The following is a 22,111-nucleotide window of genomic DNA, read 5'->3' on the forward strand; positions in this document are numbered from 1 at the left end:
AGTAAACGTAAAGCTTTTAAGAAACTTGAATAAAAGCTTCTCGTCTCTCTTTTTCAAGATCGCCTAAAATGTATACCACTTTTAGACTAACACATGTTGCCAATAGCAACAACCTAAAAATAGAATAATAACTTTTTATTTTACTACACTCAGTAAAATATGACTAGTATTTCTCTAAATATTCTCCTTTTCCTTTTATTTATGAAAAACACCTCGGCATTTTGTACCGAGGTGTTTTTCAAGTTGTTATCATTTCGTCGGCTAAAAGAATGTAAGTGCGTCTCTTTTTCTTTTATGCATCTTTCCTTTTTTCCACTTTCAATAGACTTTCAAACATATGTATTTATGACTCTTCTGCTCCGACCATAATACTGATAAGATAGAGCGCTGTCATAACTGAGCCGATTGTATTGCATATCAAATGAATATATTGGCTGGTCGCCATAAACAAGTATAAGCTTAGCGACAGCAGCACCGTTCCGAACAAAAAAGACCATTTAAATAATGACAGTGGCCGGTTAAACTTTAGACGCAAACAAAAAATAAGAATAAAGCCTACTAGCGCCATCACAAAGAAACTAACATTAAATAAATTGATGGTTATCACGTTTGTTCACACTCCCTTTGCCCCTGAAACTATTATAACATATTTTTCCTTATCTTCATTCTTTCTCTAGGAGCAAACGCGTCGAAAATTGTTTTTTTAATGTGTTTATGTCACAATATTTTTATAAAAATTCCAAGGAATGAGGGAATGCATTGACTACACCTGAAGCTCAAGATTCAAAATGGTCCATTTTAAATAAAGCCCTTCATAGCTCACAATCTGGCGTTATCGTGACAGACCCTTCTTTGCCTGATAACCCAATTATTTACCTCAATCAAGGGTTTTCCCTTATGACCGGCTATAAGGAAGAAGAAGTATTAGGAGAAAATTGCCGTTTTCTGCAAGGGCCTCTAACAAACCCGCACCACATTGATGAAATTCGCAGCGCTATTAGCCGCAATCAATCAGTCTCTGTTACGCTCGTTAATTATCGAAAAGACGGCTCTTTCTTTCATAATCAGCTAACGATTGACCCGACATATATAGAAGAAGAAGATAAATACTACTTTATTGGCGTTCAAAAAGATGTAACAATAGAGATTACAGCCCAGGAACAGCTACAGCAAGCTTTGGAAGAAGTTGAAAGGCTATCCACCCCTATCGTGCCAATAGAGGAAGGAATCTCTGTTCTTCCATTAATCGGAACGTTAAACGAACGGCGTATAGAAATGCTATTTAATAGCTTCACCTCGCGTAACACAAGCAGCAAAGACCGTTATTTAATCCTAGACGTCTCAGGGTTAGCGCGATTTAATGATTCATTCGGCCGTGATATTCTTAATATTTACAATTGGCTGAAGCTCATGGGAACTCAGCTTGTTTTAACAGGAATTTCTCCTGACATGGCCATACATATGAGCACTATGGAAGATGATATGTCCTTTATTTTAGTCTATCAAAGCATTAAAGATGCCTTACCCAAGCTAAAGCTATAAGCACAAGAAGTGGTTCTTTATGAAAAATAGGTAAAATGCATGAATATGGTAGTCAAAAAATGTTTATTTTTTAATAAATTGGGTTTGAGAGTATACAGTTAGGGAAAACAAGGCGTATAGGAAAATAAATGCGCTTCATAATGGATTTATTTATAAGCATCCTCACTCTAGATCAGGGGATGCTTTTATGCCTTTATTTATTAAATCAATTAGACTATACATATATAAGGAGAGTCTTCATGCATAAAAATCAGGACTTATATCATTTTTTCAAAGAACATTCTCTTCAATTAACCGAAGACTGGTACAATCAGCTCGACGATGAAAATGAGTTCTCTGTCTATTCGAGTAAAAATCCAGCAATTGTGAAAGAACTGAAGCAGCAAAATCAAGATTATTTTCAGCATTTATTTGACGTATTTATAAGAGATGAGGAGTATTTTTTTTCAGATTTTCAGCAGTGGTCGATAGAACTAGCGCGTGATCCAAAGCATTTAAGTACGCCTCTTCACTTTATTATTCGAGAATATTTTAATTCCCAAAAAATTGCCGTTAATTACTTAAAGAAGTTTATCTCTTTGCATTCGAATGAGGTAAGCGTAGATAAGATATTTATGTGGTATGACATTATTGTTAAAGCTTTTGATCTATCTATTTATATCTTTATTCAAGAATATCATAAAAATACGCAAGAGCAGCTGAACGCTCAGAAAGAGTTAATTAATGAATTAAGTTCTCCTGTTATCATGCTTCAAAACAAAGTTGCACTTCTGCCTCTTGTGGGGGATATTGGAACGGTCAAAAGTCAGTTTATTTTAGAAAACACGCTTCAGCAATGCTCGGAAAAAGGCGTTGAACATTTATGTATTGACCTGCTCGGGGTAGCTACGATTGATACGATGATGGCACAAGAGATTTTTAATTTGGTAAAAGCTCTTCGTTTAATTGGTGTGCAAACAATTTTATCTGGAATTCGACCGGAAATTTCTCAAACTGCCATTCGTTTAGGGCTTTCATTTGAACATGTTAAAACTACTTCTTCTCTTGCACAAGCACTTAATTCTATTGGTTAAGCATATGGCTCTCTATTACAGCATAGAGAGCCATATCTATGGTGTTTCAAATTTTACGGGGGTGTAGTAGACACGCCCAATTAACTTTTTCCCTTTGCTATCTTTCCAATCTGCTACGAGTATATACCGATCACTGTCACTGTGAGAGGCAGAATCTACTGTAATAGCAGATGTTTTTTTTATGTCCTTTTTTTCTACTATGTTTTCATAAATAGACTGATTACGAATTTGTTTGTAATAAAGGGCATTAGGTTTTTTACCATCTATTTTAATGGACACTTGACCACCTTCAGAGACGGGAATACTATTTTTCATAACAATTTGTCGAAAATTTCTTCGTTCGCCAAAATCAGCTTCACATTCGGTCCAGCAAAAGAATAAGGGCTTGATGATGGCTTCTTTGCCTTCCGCTATTATTTTTATAGCGGGTGGATAAGAATCTTCAAGCGTTTCAGCTGTAGGAACCTGACATGCGGCTAATGAAAACAAACTAAATAGGATAATCACCACTTTCTTCATACTATGTCCTCCCTTTTTTGTAAACGTGGTGCACGTAAGCGAGTGGGTGCATAATATACTCTTTCGCCTGCAACCAAAAGATTCCTTTTATAATCAACAAAAAAACAGCTGCCTATTTGTTTAGACAGCTGTTTTGTTCTATTTACTTAGCATGCTTATTTCTTTTTTCATATCTTTTTCTACATATTCCATTAAATCAGATACGTAGGTTTGAAGCGGTTTTGTTGCGTCTTTGTGATCATTCATCGTTAATTCATAGATGCTATCGATATTATCAATCATCAGTTCCATATCATCGATGACGCCCGTATGCTTATACATCGTTTTCATCGTAGGATCAAGGGAAGCTAATTCATTATATTCATAGTTTATAGTATTTGAAATATCATCGAGTTCATTGATAAATTGCTTTTTGGTTTTTTTTTCGGCCATAAGCTGATTATACTCTTTAAAAGCAGTTTGAAGGTTTTTCTGAGAGGCAGTCAATACTTTCAGCTGTTCTCGTCCTAAATAATAATCATAAATACTAGTAACAGTAAAATATCCCCCAAATGTGAGCGCGATTCCGACAACCAAACCTATCCAAAACGTGCTCGTTTTAAAAAAATGTTTCATAATGACTCCTTTTATCTGTGTTCTATGTACAACACTAGCTCATGCTGCTGCTTTTTCCTAGGATACACCAAAAACGAAGTGGAAGCTACACTTTTTTTAAAAATTTGTCGAAATTTGTCTTTTTTCTCACAAACTGCAGCACATTACGTTCCATCTCTATTTCTCCACCTGTATACATCAAATTCGTTAACCGCTGTAAAACCAATTTTTTCATAGGTTGGCTTTCCTGCACTTGTAGCATGCAAAATACACGTATCCGCATGTTTTTTTGCTTCAGTAAGAACTTCCTTCAAATATGCGGTGGCCAGGCCTTTTCTCCTCATATGTCTAGCTGTAGTGATACAATACAAGCCAGCTGTACCGTCATAAAAAAAGAGAGACCCAGCTACAGCTGGCTGGTTGTGATAAAGGCCCAGATATAACTGATATTGGTCAGCGTGTTGCATAAGCTCTCTAAACCTTTTAAGAAAGTCAGCTTGATATTCTTTTGGTTTTTGATAGCCGTCTATGTATACCGTTATCCATTCTTTCAATTCAGCTTCTGTGTGCACTCGCTTACATTGAAACCCTTCTACTCCTGTATGTATGTATTCTTTTTCTTGAATGTGCTGAATCATTCCGATCCATTTTTCATAAGGAACAAATCCATTTTTATGAAGAACTGGCCCGAGGTTATCATATGAAGATGGACCGACAATCCATAGAGGTTCCTCCCCTTCCGAAGAGCATATCCCTAACGCAGGCTCAATGTGACGGGTTCCTGCATATATGCCGCGATTGTAAGGAGATGCAGAAATCCATTTAATTTCTGATGTATCCACCTTCACAGATTTCTTCGTATGCTGAAAATACATCCAGTGCTGAATCAAGTGCTGTTCTACTATATCGCTTTGATTTTTTATTTTCACTTCATGTCTCCTTTCTCTTCTAAACTATGTTCCGTTTTCTATTATATACTAATTAGTCTATTTTCTATGACTCTATCGCAGTTCTTAAATCCTTTTACAAGTTTTTTTTATTTTTTTTGCTATTCTATGAATAGTTTTCTTTTAAGTGGGGTACTAACCTATATAAGCAATACATCATTAAAAAGGAGGATGATATTTATGTCATTTTTATGGGCACTTATTGTAGGTGGTATTATTGGGTGGCTTGCCGGATTAATTACGGGAAGAGACGTTCCAGGAGGTATTATTGGTAACATTATTGCCGGTTTTATCGGTTCTTGGTTAGGTTCAGCTATCTTTGGAAGCTTCGGACCAGTTGTAGGTGGATTTGCTATTATTCCTGCTATTATCGGATCAATCATCTTAGTGTTAATCGTAAGTTTCATTATGAGAAAAATGCGTGACAGTCATAAACATGCCTAATAAATTATTATATTAGAAAAAGAACCTCCGTTGAAAAAGAGGTTCTTTTTTTATATGAAAAATTCTTAAAATTTACTATTTTTAATTTCATAATATTGAAAAATAAACCTATTAATGTTAATTTAACCATAATCACTATAGAAAAAAGAGGAATTAACATGCTGCTTTCAACCCACTCAAAAGACAAATCCATGTACCAAATACTAATAGAAGAAATCGAACAGACACGAACGTTAATGATTCAAACGGCTGTCCGTGAAGGAATGACAAGTCCTAACACACTTCAAGTTAGTCAATCATTAGATGCTTTATTAAATAAGCTTCAAATTTTCTTCTACCAATAAAAGCCCATGATATGGTTACATACTCATGGGCTTTTATGTTGTATTAGTCCGCTTGATTAACGTGTTCCACTGCTTGGTGAAGGCTACTGAAAGTCGTAATGTCAGCCAAATCTAACCCTAAGTTTACCATCGTCTGAGCAATTTCAGCCCGAATCCCGCTTAAAACCACTTGAATTCCTAATAATCTTAAAGCACCGATTACTTTAAAAATTTGGTCCGCTACCATCGTATCAATAATTGGAACCGCGTATAAATCAATAATCAACCAATTTAGCTTGTAGTCGCTGCCGTGTTGAAGTGCATTTTCCATTAGAATTTGAGCGCGATTTGTATCTAAATCGCCAACAAGAGGAATCACGCCAATTTCTTTCGTAATGCGTACCACAGGAATTGAAAGTTCATCAATTGCATAGCGAGCCGATTGGATTTTGTTTGCAAAGTCGGTCATATATGATTTACTAACCCAGTGTACGGCCTTATCTACTACTACGTTAAAACGAGAAATAACTTGATAGAAGGCATCAAACGTAAACGTTTCAGTTTTTGCTTCTTCTTTAATAATTTCCCCGATAAGATTTCGGTAATAGCTGATTTCTTCTAATGCTACATCCAAAGGAAGCTGAAGGACAACGAGTAAATTCGCTACTTCTCTTCCCCACTCCTCAAGCACTTCAAAGTTTTTTGTATCATTTGTTGAGACAGAATCAGCATATATTTGAATTAAATGAACGCGCCACGGTTCTAACTGTTGTTGAATATCTTTTTCTTCATATCTTTTTTGTTTTGAGAACTCTTCTTTTTTTTCTAGAATTAAATTCGTAATGTGTTTAAGCTTTTTATCTAATAATAATGACTCCATATTGTTCTCCCGTTAAGAATTTGTTTACTTAAAATGATATCACAAATACCTTTAAAAAAAGTAAAACTAAGGGAAAAAGCTTTAAAAAATGAACCGGATGTCCCTTTTTGCGAATAGAATGAGCTAAATTGAATCTAAAACGTACATAAGCTGAACTTCTCTCCTTCCTTTTATCGTTACTTTCACAGTGAATTCTCATACATAACTCTTCAGTTTAATGTTGCGCTATCTTGGCATATATGGTAAATGGATGAAAAAATGTAAAAGGGTTTGCAGCAAGCATGTCGCATGACAGGATGTGTTTTAGGAAAGAATGAAAAGGAATTCCCTATAAAAAGGAGGTTAGGTATATGTCATTTATTTGGATGCTTATTGTTGGAGGACTTATCGGCTGGCTTGCTGGTGTGTTAACGGGACGAGATGTTCCAGGTGGAATTATCGGAAACATCATCGCTGGTTTCATTGGAGCATGGTTAGGCTCTCTAATTTTTGGAGATTTCGGTCCAGAGATCGGCGGATTCGCAATTGTTCCTGCTATTATTGGTGCTGTTATTTTAGTCTTAATTGTGAGTTTTGTTTTACGCAAAATGCGCGGAAATAATAATCATCGACATGCCTGAATAAAAAAGAGAAATCAGCGTCTTGATTTCTCTTTTTTCCTTACTTCTTGTAGCAAAATGTTTTAACAATGACGTACCTGTAAGTGTAATTCTTTATTGCTACATTTAATAATTGCCGCTTGTCACCTCTCACATTTAATACTTCTACACCCTCATATCAAGCGCGTTAGTAATGAGCAGCTCTGGACCTTCGAGATCATCAAGCATATCGGTGAAGATAGCTTCGATATGAACAAGTGAAGTTTTAGCTTTCATTGGACATTGTTGTATAGCTGCTTTCTATTTCGGCTCTACTAATTCAATAAATGATCTTGCTTGTTTGCCCTTTAACTGTGCGTAGTGTGTATCTGTAGCTAATTCAACGGTTTCGTTTTCTAAGTTGACCCACATGCGATAAGATTGTACCTTTATATCCTTTTTTGTTTCCACCGGTTCAAAGTGAAGAATGTAGTTAGGTTTTCGAATCATTTCAGCTTTTTCTTCTCTCCATGATACATCTTTTAACCACTGCTGCACTTTCTGCACTTGATTTTGGTCTTTCATTTTAACCGCATGGCCATATTGATTATCGGCTATGTATTTTTCGATTACGAGCTTTTGTTCAACAGTACCGCTTGAAGCACTGCTTTGCTGACATCCTGTTATCACCCAACAAATAGCAATGAGAACAACTAATCCAGACCATACTTTTTTCATTTACATCTACCTTTCTTTGTGTAATTGAAATGAGATGTTCTTGCTGAATGATGCTACCAGCTGCTCGTTTTTAAATCTCTTTTTGCATTCTCCTTTCTTCATCTAAATCCCTGCTTCATTTGCTCAAAAAAACTGAATCCCCGAAAGGATCCAGTTTTTCGTTACGATTCGACATCTTCTATGACATGAACAGCGCGAATAGCAGCGTTTACTTTTGTATGTTGAATGCGCTCTTTTGCTTCTTGTATAGTCATTGCCTCTACTTCTTGATAAAAAATCACGTTCGCCCATTCATATTCTACTGAATAACGATTTATTTTTTCCACACGGCATCCTCCTTATTGATGAACTAAAATTTGATCAATCATGCCATATTCTTTTACTTCATCCGCTGTAAAGAATGTATCTCGATCAGTGTCTTTTTTAATTGTTGAAAGCGACTGTCCTGTTCGTTCAGACAGCAGTTCATTTAAGTGGTCTTTTAACCGCAAAATACGCTTTGCTCGAATCTCAATTTCAGCTGCTTGTCCTTTTGCTCCTCCTAGCGGCTGATGAATCATCACTTCGCTATTAGGAAGAGCAAAACGTTTCCCTTTTTGACCGCCTGCTAGTAAAAATGAACCCATAGATGCCGCTAGCCCTATACACAATGTGCTTACGTCTGCACGTATAAGCTGCATCGTATCAAAAATAGCCATGCCCGCTGTAATAGATCCTCCCGGTGAATTAATATAAATGCTGATATCTTTTTCTGGGTTTTCGGCATCTAAAAATAGAAGCTGAGCGATAATACTAGTAGCCACCTCGTCCGTAACTTCACCTGTAAGCATAATCACGCGGTCGAGCAACAGCCTTGAATAAATATCATAGGCACGCTCTCCTTTGCTTGTTTGTTCCACTACATATGGAGTTAAGTTCATGTGACCGCCTCTTTCCCCTGAATTAGTATGAGCAAATTTTTTCACTTTTGCACTGATTTCATGATTTAAAAATGAATCCCCTATCAAATCTTCATCCGTAAATTTAATCATTAGAGAATGCCTTTTTTGCTGTATATGCAAGCTTTCATCGCGGTAAGTCACAGCAACTGCAATTTCTGCCTGTGGATATAAAACGGCCTCTTCCGTGTAGAGCTCTATTAATAGAGGTTCATCGTCGATATGTTTTACTTCGATTTGCCCCTGTTCGTTTTCCCGGTATCCATTTAAGTTTGTCGTTTTAAACAGGCCTTCGGGCAGCTGAATATCAATCGTGATGTTTGTTACTTTTACTTGCGAACGTTCAAATGTAATACAAAGGTGGTTCATTCCTTCTTCTTTTTCCATCACTGATTTTGCCACAGCTAATTTAATCATGCGATGAATGATCCTTTAAAATTTGAGTAACAGACTCAATTACTTTTTGCCGTACGTCCGCTGATAAATTTCGGTTCATAGCGACAAACACATCTTCGTTCACTTGATGCATTTCTTGATTCTGAATTTGTTTGCTTTGGTAAAGAGGGAACTGCGCACCGATATTTTTTACTTCTTCATCACTCATTGAACGCAGCATTTCTTGAATCGAAGCTAGTGACTCCCCTGCTTTTGATAATGTTAAAACGGCTCGAAAGTAGTGAACATGCTGATCTATATACACGCGTTTGTTCCCTGCTAGCACTAGCGGAGGAACGATTTCTATTTGCGTGTAATACCGTACCGTACGCAGGTTCAAGTCCGCACCTTCATTATTTAATAACTCCGTAATTTGCTTTCCTGTATACGTATTCAAACAATCCCCCCCTTATTAGTTACAGTTAACTGTTACACTATCATTATACTGTAAAGGTTTTGTTTTTACAATTAAAACCATGGTAAATTTTAGATAAATATATGAAGAGAACGAAACAAAGAGCCTAGGTCATATATCCGGGCTCTCTTTACTAAGCGAAAAAACACCTGTGTATATTTCAAACTATTTCTCCTGATACTTCTCGTGCTACACTTTAGTTATCTTAAAAAAGGAGAGAAAATATGATGGGGAATCCACGTATAGATTGCTTAGGGTGTCGATTAGCAAATAACCAAGAGAAATCACATATAATATTTGAAGATTCCTTTGTGACGTGCCTATTAGATCACAAGCCGTTTAACGAAGGACACGTCTTAATTCTTCCTAAAACACATATAGTGGAAATTGACGAATTTGATACTGAACACATACTGGCCGTAATGAATGCAGCGAAGCTAATGACAAAAACAGTAAAGACGCTCTTTTTTCCAGACGGAGTTACTCTCTCTCAAAACGGGGGAATGTTTAACGAGTTAACTCATTTTCACATGCACGTCGTTCCGAGATATAAAGAGGAGTGTTTCGGAGATTTTTATACGCAAATTCCCCAGTTTGCTGAAAAAAATGACGCTTTGGCTGCAACAGCTCAGAAAATGCGCCGCGTCATTCAGCAAATGTCTTTATAAAAAAAACGGCTTCCTTATGGAAGCCGTTCTTTTTACTGACGATCAAACAATGAACTTCCTGCAATACCAGGGTTCGTCATTTCAAATGGATTTAAAATAAGATCTAATTCTTCTTCTGTTAACACATCGTATTGAAGGCAAAGCTCACGAATTGGTTTTCCTGTTAAAATCGCTTCACGCGCAATACGCGATACGACTTCATAGCCTAAGTGAGGGTTAACAGCTGTAATAATCCCTACGCTTTTTTCTACATATTCTTTCATGCGCGTTTCGTTTGCTTCAATTCCTGCTAAACAGTGATCTGTAAAGCTTCTGAAACCGTTGTTCATGATGCTGATTGATTGAAGCAAGTTAAATACAAGCACAGGTTCCATGACGTTAAGCTCCATCTGACCTGCTTCTGAAGCAAGAGAGATTGTTTGGTCATTTCCCATTACTTGAAACGCAATTTGATTGATTAATTCAGCCATAACCGGGTTTACTTTTCCTGGCATGATTGAAGAACCAGGCTGACGAGCAGGAAGGCTGATTTCTCCTAGACCTGCACGAGGTCCAGAGGCCATTAAACGCAGGTCATTTGCAATTTTAGACATATTCGTCATACAGATTTTAAGCGCTGCAGATACTTCTGTATAAGCATCTGTATTTTGAGTAGCATCTACTAAATGCTCTGCATGCACAAGCGGCAGACCACTGATATCCGCTAAGTGTTTGACTACATTTTCAATATAGCGAGGATCTGCATTTAAGCCTGTTCCAACAGCTGTCGCCCCCATATTTACTTCATGCAAGTGGTCACGCGTTGCGCTGATACGCTTAATGTCGCGCGCTAACACGCGGCTGTATGCTTCAAACTCTTGACCAAGACGAACGGGTACAGCATCTTGAAGGTGCGTACGGCCCATTTTAATTACATGATCAAATTCTTGCGCTTTTCGTTTAAACACATCATGCATGTCATTCATTGTAACAAGAAGTTTATTTAATAAGTTCAGCGTTGAAATATGGATAGCCGTTGGAAATACATCATTTGTTGACTGAGACATATTCACATGGCTGTTAGGACTTAATTTACCATATTCCCCTTTGTTATTTCCCATAATTTCAAGAGCACGGTTCGCAATAACTTCATTGGCATTCATATTCATTGACGTTCCTGCTCCGCCTTGAATAGGATCAACAATAAAGTATTCATGCCACTGACCTGCTAAAATCTCATCAGCTGCTTGAACAATTGCATTTCCAATACCTTCATATAAGCGCTTTGTATCCATATTTGCAAGCGCTGCCGCTTTTTTTACAATAGCAAGCGCTTTAATCATTTCTTCATGTACTTTATAACCCGTAATCGGAAAATTTTCTACGGCACGTGCGGTTTGTACACCGTAGTATACGTCTGCTGGGATTTGTTTTTCTCCTAGAAAATCAGCTTCTGTACGATATCCTGCTGTTTCTTGTTTCATAGCTGTACCTGCTTTCTTTTTTAATTAATATCTTCTGCAATCGATGTTTCCATTATCTTTTTAACTTGGTGAGGATCTTTGGTTTGTCCGAGCACCCACATTAATTTAGGAACAATGGCTTCTGTGTTCATGTTTTTTGAGCGAACGACGCTGTCATGATTAATCATTCGGCCTACTTCATAAATGCCCATGTCTTCTCCTTCTTCAAGACACTGAGTCGTAATGACAACGGATACACCGTGGTTTGTTAACTCAACAAGCTTGGCTAAAATGTTACGAACTTGAAATGGAATGCCTCCACTTCCATAGCTTTCAACAACAACGCCTTGATATACATCCTTTAATCCATCGAAAAATTCGGGTTTAATGCCGGGAAACAGTTTAACAACCGCTACATCCGTACAAAGAGATGTATTAACCACCAACTCTTCTTTACTAGAGCGAACGGATTTTGTATATTCCACCGTATTATCATGGATAGACGCCACGTATGGATAATTAATGCTTTCAAATGCATCATAGCTTTTTGTACGAAGCTTAATTGCTCTTGTACCTTGAATCACACGACCGTCAAAGACTACATAAACTCCGCCTGTTTCTTCACATGCAAAGCGAATCGCATCTGCAATGTTGCGCTTCGCGTCCGTTTTACTAAATGAAATAGGAATTTGAGATCCGGTAATCGCAATTGGTTTTTTAGAATGCTGAAGCATGTAAGAAAGAGCTGCCGATGTGTAGGCCATTGTATCAGTTCCATGGGTAATAACAAAACCATCGTATTCATTATAATGCTCTTCAATCGCTTTTGCCATCTCTATCCAACATTCTGGCTGCATATTTGTACTGTCAAGATTCATAAGAGATTTGCTGTCAATTTGACAGTGTTCATTTAAATCAGGTATGTAGCTTAGTAATTGATCTGGCTCCATTCCAGGAACAAGTCCATTTTCACCTTCAAGTGAAGCGACCGTTCCACCAGTTGATAACAATAATAGTTTTTTCAAAACCGACATCCCCTTTGCTTAATTTTTGTAAAAAAACCTGACAATCTATCAAATAAATTATATTCATTTCGCGTACTTCACCTGTAATTATAGTAACCAAAAATCAATAAATCAAGAGAAAAATTATTCGTTTCGCGTACACTTTTCTCTGCAGCAATGATATAATGAATAAAAATGTAAATTAGCTCACGGTTTGATTACAAAGATCTGCGCGCGAGCTGAATGCCTCGGTTTTTTACATACTACACCTACAAAGGAGCGTCATGAATGTTAAGCAGATTAGCTCAACTCAGGAAAGAAAAAAAATGGTCTCTTCAATATACAGCTGACCAGCTTGAAATTGCTAAAAGCACCTACGCAGGATACGAATCTGGCTATCGTCGTCCTTCTCTTGAAGCACTCGTTACAATCGCAGAACTATTTGATACATCAACAGACTACTTGCTAGGTAAGGAAAAAGAACCTCACTCTCTTTCAGATGCACCCATCGAATTAACATCGCCTCAAACTCATACGATTACGGTCGACGGTGCGGAACTATCTCAAGAAGAAATTCAGCAGCTGACGGCTTTTATTCGTGCTAAAAGACAAATTGAAAAAGAAACTGCACCTTCTTCAATTTAAAGAAGATTAGAAGCAGGGTGCTTCTAATCTTCTAGCTGCATTTCTAAATACCCTACTACTTCTTTTGTTATTTCCTCTTCTGTTTCTTCCAGCAGCTCGCCGGTTATCTTGCTGCCTGGGAGCTTCCTGGAAGAACGGATGCCCCAAAACGTGCGTACACAGTGCCAGATAGGAATAAAAAGACTGTCTAAAAACTCATCTTTTTCCAAAATACCCACTTGAATAGTGGTGTGGTAACCGGGCTGAAAAGCATTTTCCCCTTCACGGATCACACCTACAGAAATCTCCATCCCTTTTTTTTCAAAAGCTTCTTTATATTGTGCATATATTGATTTGAGAAGTTCTTGCATAGATCTTTCAACTGTATGTATATGTTGTTCTAACTGCGGCGTAAATTGTTTTGCGGTGTATTCCATCTATCTCCCTCTTCTTTCGGTTCCCTATCCCTTATTTTAGCGACTTTCATTTTATTGTATCATAAGAAAAGCTTTTATCTGTCTAGCAGAAAACCCCGCTTTTTTATAGAAAAGCGGGGTTCATACGTACCTTTACGAGCAATAGCTTACATTGCTTTGTCTTGTTTAGAAGATGATTTTAATTTTTTATTTTTAGTTGGATCTGGCTCATTAGAAGACATGATGATGTTTCCTTCGCCGTTGCACACTTTGCACTTTATAAATCCAAATTTCTTACCGGCTCCTTGGCATTGTGGACAAACATATCGAATTGGCATAAACTGTACCTTCCTTCTTTCTAATTTATACCTGCGCCTTGAAAGCGCCTGTGGCTAGTTTATAATTTTATTATAAGTTGTACAATCAACCCTATCAAGACGTGCCAAATTGCACATCTTTAATGGCAAGAAATCCTTCCTTTCTAAAATTCACCTGAAAAATGAGTCGATAGACAGGAAAATTTCTTTTCTTGTCAAAAGGCAATACGTCAGAGGAAGTTTCTTATTGGATATAATTAGCGATTGTTTGCGCTGAAAATTTTGCGTTTTTTCGCGAAGTTATAGGTTAAACAACCGTTTTATCTCGGATTTCTTTTGAAATGGTTACGTCTTTCCAAAGCTGTTCGTATTTATAACCCGTTAAACTTTCACAAACCGCTTTCGCTTCAGGAGTAACGTCTTTCGCTCGGCCTCCCTTTTTTCTTCTTTGAATTTCAGTTAATAAGATTTTGTGATTTTCCGGACTTATTTTAAACCATATAGTTGCGATAATTCCAGCGAGAATCAAAATAGCAGGTACAATCATGAACAGCTTTTGCAAGCCGGCTAGCGTAGACGCTGACTGCTCGGCGTTTGGTACATAGCCAATATTCTTTAAGGCAACACCAACCAGAAAAATCGCAAGCGCCTGAGAAGATTTTCGAATAAACGACATCAGCCCTGCATACACGCCTTCTCTTCTTTTTGTCGTAATCATTTCATCTACATCTGATACGAACGGCAGTACATTCCATGGAATCATAATCGCTCCAGAATGACCGCTTCCTAAGAAAAATGCTGCTAAGTAAATAAGAACTAAAGAGCTGTCTGTTGTTAGGAAACTGAATAAAACAATGCCCGTTCCCCAGATGATCATGCTGAAGTTATAGGTTAATTTATTTCCTAACTTAATGGCTATGTATGTAACAAGAGGAATAAATAGCACCTGTGTAATTTGCACAAAGCTTAGGGTGTCTGCATAAATAGCTTCGCGCAGCATGTAATAGGCAATAAAATAAAAGAAAAGAGCATTAAATACATCCATTGCAATGTAAGATGCTAAGTACATGGCAAGGTACACGTTAAACGACTTATTTTTAAATGCACTTCCAAAACTGATAAAAAGCTGCTTAAATTCTAACCAAAATCTGTTTTTCTTTTTTCGTTCCACTACTTCTCCGCTATCCCAAGTTCCTTTATAGACAAAAATCCATGGAAGAGCAAAAAGAAGACCAAAGATAATGCCCATGATTAAATATCCTTGTCCACCTGGAAACGCATCAATGATTCGTTTTGGAAAGAAAGCGCCTAAAAATGAAGCGCCTTGCGAAAAGACCATGCGTATTCCCGTCATTTTCGAACGAATGCTATAATCTGTCGTCATCTCTGCTGCTAGCGTATTGTAAGGAACCATGACCATACCAAACGCCGTGTTAAATAAAAGGTAGGCTAAGATAAAATAGGTGTATTTGAACATATGCGAGCCTTCAATAGGAATCCATAGCATAGTGAACGTGATGGCAACTGGAATGATTCCAAAAAGAAAAAAGACTCTTCTTCGTCCTTTTTTTGTCTGAAGATGATCAGATATGTACCCAATGGTTGGATCTAACAAAGCATCCCACACTTTTCCAAGAGCTACAATCGTTCCTGCTTCTACAGGAGAAAGCCCGACTACATCCGTTAAAAAAACCATAAATAATGTGCCGATAATAAAAAAGGATCCTCCGCCAAACAAATCCCCAAATCCATACGCTACCATATTACGAAAGCGCACTTGTTTTGTTTTCCCTTGCATATGCAGCCCTCCCCCTGAGTAAATAGACTAGCTTCCTTTGTTATTCACTTTTTTCTATTTTACTAAACTACCCCTTGAAAAATAAGGAATATGTCACCTTTTCTACTCAAAAGAATAAGATACTTCTTGGTCATATAAATAGAAAAAGGGCTGGGTAAACCGTTCTTTTTTATCCTCTATTATAAGTTGACTTTTTTTTCACAGCTGTTATAATTCAACCCATCGCTTGTTATTCAACTATAAAATGCAAACTTGAACATTTGACATCTGAGCTGTGACGAATAAAATAATAAGTATGAAACCTATTGATATCTTTAAAGCATTGTCTAATGAAACTCGATTAAATATATTGGAGTGGTTAAAAGAACCTGAAAAGCATTTTAAAGACAAACAAGCACATTTGCCTAAGGAGGTCAGCAGCAGAGGCGGTGTTTGCGTGGGAGATATTCAGGAAAAAGCTCAGCTGTCTCAGTCCACAGTGTCCAGTTATCTTTCCATGATGCAAAAAGCAGGTTTGTTAGAGTCAATTCGGCACGGTCAATGGACATACTATCGCCGAAACGAAGAAACGCTTCAAGAGCTTTCTTCATTCTTACGAAAAAAACTTTAACGAGTTTTTTTCACTTATTATATCTATTTTTCTAGATATATAAATATAAAGAAATATTGGAGTGATAAACGTGAAGTTGTTGGTTTATTTGATTGCGGTTCTAGGCGGCGCTGCTTTAAGTATGGAAGGCGCTATTGCCGGAGAACTTGGAAAAATAGTGGGGAAACTTGAAAGCAGTTATTATATTTTTATCATGGGAACACTCATTTTAGGTCTGACCACTTTATTTGCTGGAAAAGGAGATTTACCTTACGTCTTAAAAGCACCTAAGTGGAATTTAACCGGCGGTTTATTAGGTACGGTGTATTTAACAATTCTAGTGATTAGTATCCCCTTTATCGGAATTGGCGTTTCAATGGTTGCTGTTATTGTGGGCCAAATGATTACAAGTATGATTATTGAGCATTTTGGTTGGCTTGGCAGCAGCAAAATTAAAATTAACAAAGAACGCGTAATGGCTATTGTATGTATGGGAATTGCGCTTGTACTTATTTTCTAGGAGGGTTTTACGATGAGTTTATTGATGGTGATACTTACCTTAATAGGAGGATTAACGCTAAGCGCTCAGTCTTCTATTAACGGCACACTAAGTAAAAAAACAGGTACGTTTGAAACAGCTTTTTTAACCTTTGCAACAGGTGCCATGATTTTAACAATTGTCGTCGTATTCTTTGGGCAAGGAAACATTCTCTCGGTTTTCGATGTCCCTAAATGGCAGCTTACCTGCGCTTTATTCGGAGCATCTTATTTATTTCTAACGGTTTTAGCTGTACCTAAAATTGGTGTAACAGCAGCTAATATCTCAACTGTTATCGGTCAGTTATTTGCAAGTATGATTATCGACCATTTTGGCTGGTTTGGAAGCAAGGAAGTACCCTTTGATCTATCTCGCTGGATTGGTGTAGCATTTATGTTATTAGCTCTTTATTTTATTTTTAAAGGCAATAAGAAAACAGCAGCATAAAATGTTCATGAAAATAGTCAAGTGCCCCTATGTAAAGGCGCACTTGGCTATTTTTTGTACGTAAACCGCATTTGAATTTTCAATCAATTATTTAGAACATATTTTATTTAAACTAAATTGATTTTAAATAAGGTAAATTCCACAAAAAAATTTGTGCATACCTTCCTGCCTTTGTTCAAAAGATAAAGAGGCAGATCTAGAAAATCAGCTACATAAACGAACAGGTAAGGTGGGTTTTTTCGTGGGAAAATTTTTATTTTTAGCAGCATTTGTCTTTTTTTGTTTTACGCTTTCCATTTCCGCAGAAGAAAATATACCAGAAGAAAATATAGAATCACACGTAAGTCAGCCTGTTGTAAAAGATTTTATTTATCAATCTCTTGAACCTTGGGTACATCAAGATATTACTTCTCATTATGAGAAGGTTTACGGTAAACAGCATAAAAAAGTAAAAGTTCGCCCTATTAAAAAAGATGATATCGGGATACAAATGGGTGAAATACAGCCCGGTAAAGGCGGTAAGTTCACTCATATTGTGCGGGTGAAAATCTTAAACTTAAAAGTAAAACCTGAAGGAGAAGATGAATTTTTTGCAACGGATACGCTTATTTATAAAGTGAATATCAACGAACTTTCTGCTGAAAATGATGTAGAAAACGTCGTAAAACTACTCGAGTATAAACATCAAGAAAGATAAAATTCCAACTCTCCCCCCTTTTGAAGGTATTTATTCCTCTATTCAAAAGGGGCTTTATTATGAAGTGTGTTTTCTCTTCACATATTTAGGGAATATAATTATCACTTATCCCCTAATTTTTTCATATTGCTAGTGCATAAGGTATGAACTTGATAACTTTTTGTCGGTTTTTATCTATTTCTGTAGGGTTTCCTGTAGGATGAAAAAGAAAGTAAAGCGCTTTAATTATCGTGACAGAAAGGTTGAGGATAGCTGTCCTGCGTAACTGGAAATCAATAGGTATTAAGAACTGCATGCAACGACAAAAGTTGACAACCAAAGATTTCAGAATAATAATAATAAAGCAACAATGTTTACAACAGTGTTTAAATGAAAGACTTATTTTACATGAAAGGTGTTAGTCAGATGAACAATTTACATCGAAGAATGGGAACATTCGCGTTAACCATGACGGGACTTGGATCAATTATTGGTTCCGGCTGGTTATTTGGAGCGTGGCGAGCAGCTCAAATTGCAGGGCCGGCTGCTATTTTATCATGGGTCATTGGAATGGTCGTTATTTTATTTATTGCACTTTCTTACAGTGAATTAGGATCCATGTTTCCCGAAGCCGGCGGGATGGTCAAGTATACGCAGTACTCACACGGTTCGTTTATTGGTTTTATCGCTGCTTGGGCAAACTGGATTGCGATTGTATCCGTTATTCCAGTCGAAGCAGTAGCTTCTGTACAGTATATGAGTTCGTGGCCTTGGAAGTGGGCACAGTGGACAAGCCACCTCGTAGAAAAAGGAACGTTAACTGGCGAAGGATTAGCTATCGCTACTGTGCTATTGATTATTTACTTTTTACTGAATTATTGGACAGTTGGACTATTTTCCAAGGCCAACTCGTTAATCACTATTTTTAAAATTGTTATACCGGGACTTACAATTGGAGCACTTTTATTTGTCGGCTTTCACGGCGAGAACTTCACTTCTGGAAGCAGCATCGCACCAAACGGCTGGGCTAGTGTGCTAACAGCTGTTGCTACGTCTGGAATTGTATTCGCTTTTAACGGCTTTCAAAGCCCGATTAATATGGCTGGAGAAGCAAAGAATCCTGGGAGATCTATTCCAATTGCGGTTGTAGGCTCAATTTTAGTGGCTACTGTCATTTATTTGCTTCTTCAAATTGCTTTTATCGGGGCGGTAAATCCTTCTGATATTGCGAAGGGATGGAGTCATTTAAATTTCAACTCTCCATTTGCAGATTTAGCCATTGCCCTTAACATTAACTGGCTTGTCATTGTCCTGTATGCAGATGCGTTTGTTTCACCATCTGGAACAGGTATTACGTATACAGCTACTACTGCTCGAATGATTTATGGTATGGAACAAAATAAATATTTGCCAAGTGTTCTAGGACGCCTTCATCCTATTTATGGTGTTCCGCGTCAAGCCATGTTTTTTAACTTAGCTGTTGCTCTTGTCTTTTTGTTTTTATTTCGAGGCTGGGGCGTGCTTGCTGAAATTATTTCAGTCGCTACGCTTATTTCTTACATTACAGGTCCTGTTACGGTTATGACGCTAAGACGAACTGGAAGCGATTTATATCGTCCCCTTCGTTTAAAAGGATTAAGCATTATTGCGCCGCTCGGCTTTATTTTTGCTTCATTAACGCTATATTGGGCGCGCTGGCCGCTAACTGGACAAGTTTTGTTTATTATTTTAATCGGCCTGCCTATTTATTTTTATTATCAAGCAAAGGCTAAATGGAAGGGATTCCGCCAGAACTTCAAAGGTGGCGTATGGATGGTTGTATACTTACTTTGTATGATGACTATTTCATGGCTTGGAAGCGAAAAGTTTGGGGGCCTTAACGTCATTAAATATGGATGGGATATGGGAATTATTGTTGTTGTTTCTCTTCTCTTCTACACATGGGCTTTAAAAAGCGGCTTTAAAACGGAGTATTTAGAGAATGGAAGAAAAGTAAATGACGACTTAAAAGCAGCAGCGGCTGAAACAGCCGCTTCCAAAGAGTCATAACAAAAGCACCTTGCTCATGCAAGGTGCTTTTTAGTGAGCAGTTCTAACTTTTTTCAGCACGTCTTCGATCGTAATTTGATCTAAATGCCTGATTACGCTTTGCTCACTCTCTGTAAAAATGTCGTCCATCACTGTTTGAATGTTTGATTTGACAATACAGTCAGCGTCAGGGTCGCCGCTGCACCAGTGAGGCTTCAGCGTTCCTGTCGATATAACCCGGTAAATCAATCCAAGACTTATTTCAGCAGGGCTGCAGCCTAAAGTATAACCGCCGCCTAGCCCTTCTTTTGTCCGAACCAAGTTGTTTTTTCTGAGTGTACTCATTATTTTCCGAACCCGTGCAGGATTGGTACAGATGTTATAAGCAATCGATTCACTGCTTGCTCGGTGATCTGGTAAATTTGCTAGGAACACTAAGCTGTGCACGGCAATGGTAAATTCACTGTTCATCTTCCATAAACCACCTTTTTTCTTTCTCTACTGTAACGTTAAGTGACACAGTTGGAAAAGTCAAGAGAGCAAGGAGGGAAAGAAGAACTGTAGCTTTATTTATTCACGGTCTTCTTTTTCTATACTTTCTACTTCATTAGCTGAGTTGATTTCAAGGTATACCGTCTTTTCTTTTAAACTGCCCTTTTCTTCTTTTTCAAAGTCTGTGCTTTTTTGATACGTTTTTTTGCCGTTTGGAACTTTTACCTTTATATGTTTGTTACTTTCTTCTATAAAAACACCTACAATTTTACGCTCGTCTCCATCTTGTTCATAAACGCCATTTTTATCTACTTTTGCTTTTGGAGTTAATTCAATACTAGTTGCTTCTTGTTTAGCTGCGTCAATTTCAGCTTCTACTTCTTTATTAATCATATCTTTTAGCTGTGAGCCTTCCACTTCCATCCCAGAGCTTTTTGGTACTTTAACGAGTTGATCATCGATATTCAGCGTTATTTCTTTTTCAGCGTCTTTTTTTAACGTACCGATCAAGTCAAAATCTTCATCTTTCCCTTTTTTAATGTCCGGGTCACTCGAATACTGCTGTAGCTTTGTCAATTCTTGACGGTCTTCAATTGGTTTTTCCTCTGCTTTATGATTATCAGATTTTGTTTTATTAGCTGGTTCACCTGAACAAGCTGCCGCACTTCCAATCATACATATAGCGATTAAAGACAGGGTTCCTTTTGTTAGCTGTTTTTGCATATGTATTCTCCTTTTTCTTTTTTATTTCCACCTTTATACATATGTAAAACAAAAAAAGTGAGACATAACTACATACAGGAAACCTACGTTCATTCTACTCGTGAAAAAATCCGAACAGATTAAATTCTCTTTCAAGAATCAAACCCGTTCGGATTTTCTTTTAACTAAAACACTTTTGTCCTAGCCTCTTTTTTAAAGCTGCTGTTGCTTCAGTATATGATTTGCTTCTTCTAAGTAAGTCACATACGCCTGTACTTGTTTATCACCGTAATTATCTAATTCAAACAGCGCTTCTTGTATAAAATTAAAATTATCAATAATATGCTGTGTTTTCATGCCTCGGCTTGTGAGTAAATTGTTTAACCATAAGGCGTAGTCCGTAAAAATTTGCAGGTTGTCTAACTTATATGTTGTCTCAAGATACTTCATATGATAATGATTATCTTCATGGCATCTTTCTTTGCCGCGCTCTCCGAATTTTTCGAGCAAAGAAGGTTCTAACTCGTAGATTTTATCCGTTACTCTTTCGACGATCTTATTAACGGGAAGTGAACTCATCGTGCCACCACTTTGTACTGGGAAACTTTTGGGATGACGGCTGCCAGTTCTTGATCAGGGTATTTTTTCTCTAAATCATGAATACGCTTGAAATCTTCGCTTCGTACCCAGCTTAAATAATTCTCTTTCGTATCAAATGTAAGCTGAACGGTGAGCTCCCCTGCTCGCTTATCGTTTTGAAGAAGTAGAAAGTCTACAAATCCTGGAGCCTCGTCGACGGATTTTGAACGACTTTTATAAATTCCAATCACTTCTTCAGCTTTTTCATCCGGTACATTAAATGTTGAAAATACGGTGTACATCTTTGTTCCTCCCTTTATGATACAAAACCTGGGTTCTTTTCTCTTTATTGTACATCATATGGG

30 protein-coding genes are annotated in these 22,111 nt (G+C 37.3%); 12 read left to right on the plus strand and 18 right to left on the minus strand.

Translation table 11 applies throughout. The features are described from left to right. Positions 1-343: 343 nt before the first annotated feature. Complete coding sequence (locus ACFX4W_RS20075; protein WP_080781662.1) at positions 344-607, minus strand: hypothetical protein; 264 nt, start codon at positions 605-607, stop codon at positions 344-346. 152 nt (positions 608-759) lie between these two features. On the opposite strand from ACFX4W_RS20075, the gene ytvA reads away from it, so the two are divergent. Further along, positions 760-1,542, plus strand: coding sequence for a YtvA family blue-light photoreceptor (ytvA, locus tag ACFX4W_RS20080; RefSeq protein WP_043981476.1), 783 nt, complete (start codon positions 760-762; stop codon positions 1,540-1,542). Positions 1,543-1,781: 239 nt separating this feature from the next. Then, a complete protein-coding gene (locus ACFX4W_RS20085) occupies positions 1,782-2,615 on the plus strand; it encodes an STAS domain-containing protein (protein WP_043981475.1) in 834 nt (277 codons plus the stop codon). A gap of 36 nt (positions 2,616-2,651) precedes the next feature. On the opposite strand, the gene ACFX4W_RS20090 is transcribed toward ACFX4W_RS20085, so the two are convergent. The 3 genes from ACFX4W_RS20090 to ACFX4W_RS20100 form a co-directional block, all read right to left on the minus strand. Next, positions 2,652-3,134, minus strand: coding sequence for a hypothetical protein (locus ACFX4W_RS20090; RefSeq protein WP_043981474.1), 483 nt, complete (start codon positions 3,132-3,134; stop codon positions 2,652-2,654). 138 nt (positions 3,135-3,272) lie between these two features. Further along, positions 3,273-3,749: a hypothetical protein gene (locus tag ACFX4W_RS20095; RefSeq protein WP_014459392.1), complete on the minus strand. Its 477-nt coding sequence runs from the start codon at positions 3,747-3,749 to the stop codon at positions 3,273-3,275. 143 nt (positions 3,750-3,892) lie between these two features. Next, positions 3,893-4,657: a GNAT family N-acetyltransferase gene (locus tag ACFX4W_RS20100; RefSeq protein ID WP_043981473.1), complete on the minus strand. Its 765-nt coding sequence runs from the start codon at positions 4,655-4,657 to the stop codon at positions 3,893-3,895. 198 nt (positions 4,658-4,855) lie between these two features. Between ACFX4W_RS20100 and ACFX4W_RS20105 the strand changes: the two genes are divergently transcribed. Together ACFX4W_RS20105 and ACFX4W_RS20110 are read left to right on the plus strand one after the other, a co-directional pair. Next, on the plus strand, positions 4,856-5,119 hold the full coding sequence (locus ACFX4W_RS20105; protein ID WP_377559975.1) for a GlsB/YeaQ/YmgE family stress response membrane protein: 264 nt from the start codon (positions 4,856-4,858) through the stop codon (positions 5,117-5,119). Positions 5,120-5,277: 158 nt separating this feature from the next. Next, positions 5,278-5,463 carry an aspartyl-phosphate phosphatase Spo0E family protein gene (locus ACFX4W_RS20110; protein WP_013057763.1) on the plus strand — a complete coding sequence of 62 codons (186 nt, stop codon included), beginning with the start codon at positions 5,278-5,280 and terminating at the stop codon, positions 5,461-5,463. 43 nt (positions 5,464-5,506) lie between these two features. Here ACFX4W_RS20110 and ACFX4W_RS20115 read toward each other — a convergent pair whose 3' ends face one another. Then, complete coding sequence (locus ACFX4W_RS20115) at positions 5,507-6,322, minus strand: STAS domain-containing protein (RefSeq protein ID WP_043981472.1); 816 nt, start codon at positions 6,320-6,322, stop codon at positions 5,507-5,509. Between the two features lie 350 nt (positions 6,323-6,672). On the opposite strand from ACFX4W_RS20115, the gene ACFX4W_RS20120 reads away from it, so the two are divergent. Further along, positions 6,673-6,942: a GlsB/YeaQ/YmgE family stress response membrane protein gene (locus ACFX4W_RS20120; protein WP_043981471.1), complete on the plus strand. Its 270-nt coding sequence runs from the start codon at positions 6,673-6,675 to the stop codon at positions 6,940-6,942. 279 nt (positions 6,943-7,221) lie between these two features. Here ACFX4W_RS20120 and ACFX4W_RS20125 read toward each other — a convergent pair whose 3' ends face one another. The 4 genes from ACFX4W_RS20125 to ACFX4W_RS20140 form a co-directional block, all read right to left on the minus strand. Beyond that, positions 7,222-7,638, minus strand: a complete 417-nt coding sequence (locus ACFX4W_RS20125; RefSeq protein WP_016764756.1) for a YhfM domain-containing protein — start codon at positions 7,636-7,638, stop codon at positions 7,222-7,224. Between the two features lie 161 nt (positions 7,639-7,799). Then, entirely contained in the window at positions 7,800-7,964 is a 165-nt protein-coding gene (locus ACFX4W_RS20130; protein WP_165574957.1) for a hypothetical protein, read from the minus strand. 12 nt (positions 7,965-7,976) lie between these two features. Continuing rightward, positions 7,977-8,558 (minus strand): ATP-dependent Clp endopeptidase proteolytic subunit ClpP, encoded by a 582-nt coding sequence (gene clpP, locus ACFX4W_RS20135; RefSeq protein ID WP_043981643.1) that lies wholly within the window; start codon positions 8,556-8,558, stop codon positions 7,977-7,979. A gap of 427 nt (positions 8,559-8,985) precedes the next feature. Further along, the gene (locus ACFX4W_RS20140; RefSeq protein ID WP_165574956.1) at positions 8,986-9,408 is read right to left on the minus strand and encodes a MerR family transcriptional regulator; all 423 of its coding nucleotides are present in this window, start codon (positions 9,406-9,408) and stop codon (positions 8,986-8,988) included. A 242-nt stretch (positions 9,409-9,650) separates the two neighbouring features. Here ACFX4W_RS20140 and ACFX4W_RS20145 point away from each other — a divergent pair, with 242 nt between their 5' ends. Further along, positions 9,651-10,094, plus strand: coding sequence for an HIT family protein (locus ACFX4W_RS20145; RefSeq protein WP_080781661.1), 444 nt, complete (start codon positions 9,651-9,653; stop codon positions 10,092-10,094). A 32-nt stretch (positions 10,095-10,126) separates the two neighbouring features. Here ACFX4W_RS20145 and aspA read toward each other — a convergent pair whose 3' ends face one another. Together aspA and ACFX4W_RS20155 are read right to left on the minus strand one after the other, a co-directional pair. Beyond that, the gene (aspA, locus tag ACFX4W_RS20150; protein ID WP_013057771.1) at positions 10,127-11,557 is read right to left on the minus strand and encodes an aspartate ammonia-lyase; all 1,431 of its coding nucleotides are present in this window, start codon (positions 11,555-11,557) and stop codon (positions 10,127-10,129) included. 20 nt (positions 11,558-11,577) lie between these two features. Beyond that, positions 11,578-12,561, minus strand: coding sequence for an asparaginase (locus tag ACFX4W_RS20155; RefSeq protein WP_043981468.1), 984 nt, complete (start codon positions 12,559-12,561; stop codon positions 11,578-11,580). Positions 12,562-12,828: 267 nt separating this feature from the next. Here ACFX4W_RS20155 and ACFX4W_RS20160 point away from each other — a divergent pair, with 267 nt between their 5' ends. After that, positions 12,829-13,185: a helix-turn-helix domain-containing protein gene (locus tag ACFX4W_RS20160; RefSeq protein WP_013057773.1), complete on the plus strand. Its 357-nt coding sequence runs from the start codon at positions 12,829-12,831 to the stop codon at positions 13,183-13,185. Between the two features lie 23 nt (positions 13,186-13,208). On the opposite strand, the gene ACFX4W_RS20165 is transcribed toward ACFX4W_RS20160, so the two are convergent. The 3 genes from ACFX4W_RS20165 to ACFX4W_RS20175 all read right to left on the minus strand — a co-directional run bounded on the left by ACFX4W_RS20165 (position 13,209) and on the right by ACFX4W_RS20175 (position 15,695). Then, positions 13,209-13,601, minus strand: coding sequence for a hypothetical protein (locus tag ACFX4W_RS20165; protein WP_043981467.1), 393 nt, complete (start codon positions 13,599-13,601; stop codon positions 13,209-13,211). 146 nt (positions 13,602-13,747) lie between these two features. Further along, positions 13,748-13,918, minus strand: coding sequence for a hypothetical protein (locus tag ACFX4W_RS20170; RefSeq protein WP_013057775.1), 171 nt, complete (start codon positions 13,916-13,918; stop codon positions 13,748-13,750). A 286-nt stretch (positions 13,919-14,204) separates the two neighbouring features. Further along, a complete protein-coding gene (locus ACFX4W_RS20175; RefSeq protein WP_043981466.1) occupies positions 14,205-15,695 on the minus strand; it encodes an MFS transporter in 1,491 nt (496 codons plus the stop codon). A 295-nt stretch (positions 15,696-15,990) separates the two neighbouring features. Between ACFX4W_RS20175 and ACFX4W_RS20180 the strand changes: the two genes are divergently transcribed. The 5 genes from ACFX4W_RS20180 to ACFX4W_RS20200 all read left to right on the plus strand — a co-directional run bounded on the left by ACFX4W_RS20180 (position 15,991) and on the right by ACFX4W_RS20200 (position 19,994). Next, positions 15,991-16,305 (plus strand): ArsR/SmtB family transcription factor, encoded by a 315-nt coding sequence (locus ACFX4W_RS20180; RefSeq protein ID WP_013083854.1) that lies wholly within the window; start codon positions 15,991-15,993, stop codon positions 16,303-16,305. A 70-nt stretch (positions 16,306-16,375) separates the two neighbouring features. After that, a complete protein-coding gene (locus ACFX4W_RS20185; RefSeq protein ID WP_377559979.1) occupies positions 16,376-16,804 on the plus strand; it encodes a DMT family transporter in 429 nt (142 codons plus the stop codon). Between the two features lie 12 nt (positions 16,805-16,816). After that, the gene (locus ACFX4W_RS20190) at positions 16,817-17,269 is read left to right on the plus strand and encodes a DMT family transporter (RefSeq protein ID WP_013057779.1); all 453 of its coding nucleotides are present in this window, start codon (positions 16,817-16,819) and stop codon (positions 17,267-17,269) included. A 241-nt stretch (positions 17,270-17,510) separates the two neighbouring features. Continuing rightward, complete coding sequence (locus ACFX4W_RS20195; RefSeq protein WP_014459377.1) at positions 17,511-17,966, plus strand: hypothetical protein; 456 nt, start codon at positions 17,511-17,513, stop codon at positions 17,964-17,966. 405 nt (positions 17,967-18,371) lie between these two features. Beyond that, complete coding sequence (locus ACFX4W_RS20200; protein ID WP_043981464.1) at positions 18,372-19,994, plus strand: glutamate/serine transporter AimA; 1,623 nt, start codon at positions 18,372-18,374, stop codon at positions 19,992-19,994. A 30-nt stretch (positions 19,995-20,024) separates the two neighbouring features. Here ACFX4W_RS20200 and ACFX4W_RS20205 read toward each other — a convergent pair whose 3' ends face one another. The 4 genes from ACFX4W_RS20205 to ACFX4W_RS20220 all read right to left on the minus strand — a co-directional run bounded on the left by ACFX4W_RS20205 (position 20,025) and on the right by ACFX4W_RS20220 (position 22,048). After that, on the minus strand, positions 20,025-20,444 hold the full coding sequence (locus ACFX4W_RS20205; protein ID WP_013057782.1) for an Rrf2 family transcriptional regulator: 420 nt from the start codon (positions 20,442-20,444) through the stop codon (positions 20,025-20,027). 99 nt (positions 20,445-20,543) lie between these two features. Next, entirely contained in the window at positions 20,544-21,188 is a 645-nt protein-coding gene (locus tag ACFX4W_RS20210) for a hypothetical protein (RefSeq protein WP_165574955.1), read from the minus strand. A 192-nt stretch (positions 21,189-21,380) separates the two neighbouring features. After that, positions 21,381-21,746, minus strand: a complete 366-nt coding sequence (locus ACFX4W_RS20215) for a hypothetical protein (protein ID WP_043981462.1) — start codon at positions 21,744-21,746, stop codon at positions 21,381-21,383. After that, complete coding sequence (locus ACFX4W_RS20220; protein ID WP_043981461.1) at positions 21,743-22,048, minus strand: antibiotic biosynthesis monooxygenase family protein; 306 nt, start codon at positions 22,046-22,048, stop codon at positions 21,743-21,745. Before ACFX4W_RS20220 ends, ACFX4W_RS20215 begins: the two co-directional genes overlap by 4 nt. Positions 22,049-22,111 lie beyond the last annotated feature (63 nt).

Origin of the sequence: Priestia sp. YIM B13489, from assembly GCF_042787645.1 — a bacterium.
Lineage (GTDB): Bacteria > Bacillota > Bacilli > Bacillales > Bacillaceae_H > Priestia > Priestia megaterium.